1 protein-coding gene is annotated in these 2,010 nt (G+C 70.2%); it reads right to left on the reverse strand.

Annotated features, from left to right (window positions below):
- The coding region (gene tkt / locus IG08_RS0153110; RefSeq protein WP_030622014.1) for a transketolase at positions 1 to 2,010 on the reverse strand (2,010 nt) is incomplete at both ends.

Here is a 2,010-nt window from a genome sequence, read left to right on the forward strand (position 1 = left end):
GGCGGCGAGGGATTCCCGGGCCTTGGCGGCCACGTTCTCCGCAGTGAAGCCGAACTCCTGGAAAAGGACCTTGCCGTCGGCGGAAGCACCGAAGTGCTCCAGGGAAACGATGCGGCCGGCGTCCCCGACGTACTGGTGCCAGGTGAGACCGATACCGGCCTCCACCGCGACCCGCGCCTTCACGGCCGGCGGCAGGACGCTGTCCCGGTACCCCTGGTCCTGCTCCTCGAACCACTCCACGCACGGCATGGACACGACCCGCGTCGGCACGCCGTCGGCCTCGAGCTGCTCGCGCGCCCCGACGGCCACGTGCACCTCGGAACCGGTCGCGATGAGCACGACCTCCGGGGTCCCGGTGGAGGCCTCGAACAGGACGTAACCGCCCTTGGTCGCGTCCTCGTTGGACTCGTACGTCGGCACGCCCTGACGGGTCAGCGCCAGGCCGTGCGGGGCACCCTTGCCGAAGACCTTCGTGTAGCGCTTGAGGATCTCGCGCCAGGCGATCGCGGTCTCATTCGCGTCGGCCGGGCGGACCACGTTCAGGCCCGGGATCGCGCGCAGCGCGGCGATGTGCTCGACCGGCTGGTGGGTGGGGCCGTCCTCGCCCAGGCCGATGGAGTCGTGCGTCCACACATACGTCACCGGCAGGTGCATCAGCGCGGACAGACGCACCGCGTTGCGCATGTAGTCGGAGAAGACGAGGAACGTGCCGCCGTAGACACGGGTGTTGCCGTGCAGCGCGATGCCGTTCATCTCCGCGGCCATCGAGTGCTCACGGATGCCGAAGTGGATCGTGCGGCCGTACGGGTCCGCCTCCGGCAGCGGGTTGTCCGCCGGCAGGAACGAACTGTTCTTGTCGATCGTCGTGTTGTTCGAGCCGGCCAGGTCGGCGGAGCCGCCCCACAGCTCGGGGATCACCGCGCCCAGGGCCTGCAGCACCTTGCCGGACGCGGCACGGGTGGCGACGCCCTTGCCGGGCTCGAAGACCGGGAGCTTGTCCTCCCAGCCCTTGGGCAGCTCACCCGCGGCGATGCGGTCGAACTCGGCCGCACGCTCCGCGTTGTTGTTGCGCCACTCCTGGAAGGACTTCTCCCACTCGGCCCTGGCCTGACGGCCCCGCTCGAGTGCCCCGCGGGCGTGCCTGAGGACCTCGCCGGAGACCTCGAAGCTCTGCTCCGGGTCGAAGCCCAGCACCCGCTTGGTGGCCGCGACCTCGTCGTCACCGAGCGCCGAGCCGTGCGCGGCCTCGGTGTTCTGCGCGTTCGGCGCGGGCCAGGCGATGATCGAGCGCATCGCGATGAAGGACGGCTTGTCCGTCACCTGCTTCGCGGCCTCGATCGCGTTGTAGAGGGCGTGCGGGTCCAGGTCGCCGTCCGGCTTCGGGGCGACGCGCTGCACATGCCAGCCGTACGCCTCGTACCGCAGAGCGGTGTCCTCCGAGACGGCCGTCTCGGTGTCGCCCTCGATCGAGATGTGGTTGTCGTCCCACAGCAGCACCAGGTTGCCGAGCTGCTGGTGGCCGGCCATCGAGGACGCCTCGGCGGAGATGCCCTCCTGGAGACAGCCGTCACCGGCGATGACGTAGACGAAGTGGTCGAAGGGGGACTCGCCCTGCCCGGCCTCCGGGTCGAACAGACCGCGCTCGTAGCGGGCGGCCATCGCCATGCCCACCGCGTTGGCCACCCCCTGGCCCAGCGGGCCGGTCGTCGTCTCCACGCCCGTCGTGTGGCCGTACTCCGGGTGGCCGGGGGTCTTCGAACCCCACGTCCGAAACGCCTTCAGGTCGTCCAGCTCCAGGCCGAAACCGGCCAGGTAGAGCTGCGTGTAAAGGGTCAGGGACGAGTGGCCCGCGGACAGCACGAAACGGTCGCGCCCGACCCAGTCGGCGTCCGCCGGATCGTGCCGCATCACCTTCTGGAAGAGGGTGTACGCGGCGGGCGCCAGGCTCATCGCCGTACCGGGATGGCCGTTACCGACCTTCTGTACGGCATCGGCGGCCAGGACACGGGC

The organism is Streptomyces fulvoviolaceus, assembly GCF_000718165.1.
Classification (GTDB): domain Bacteria; phylum Actinomycetota; class Actinomycetes; order Streptomycetales; family Streptomycetaceae; genus Streptomyces; species Streptomyces fulvoviolaceus.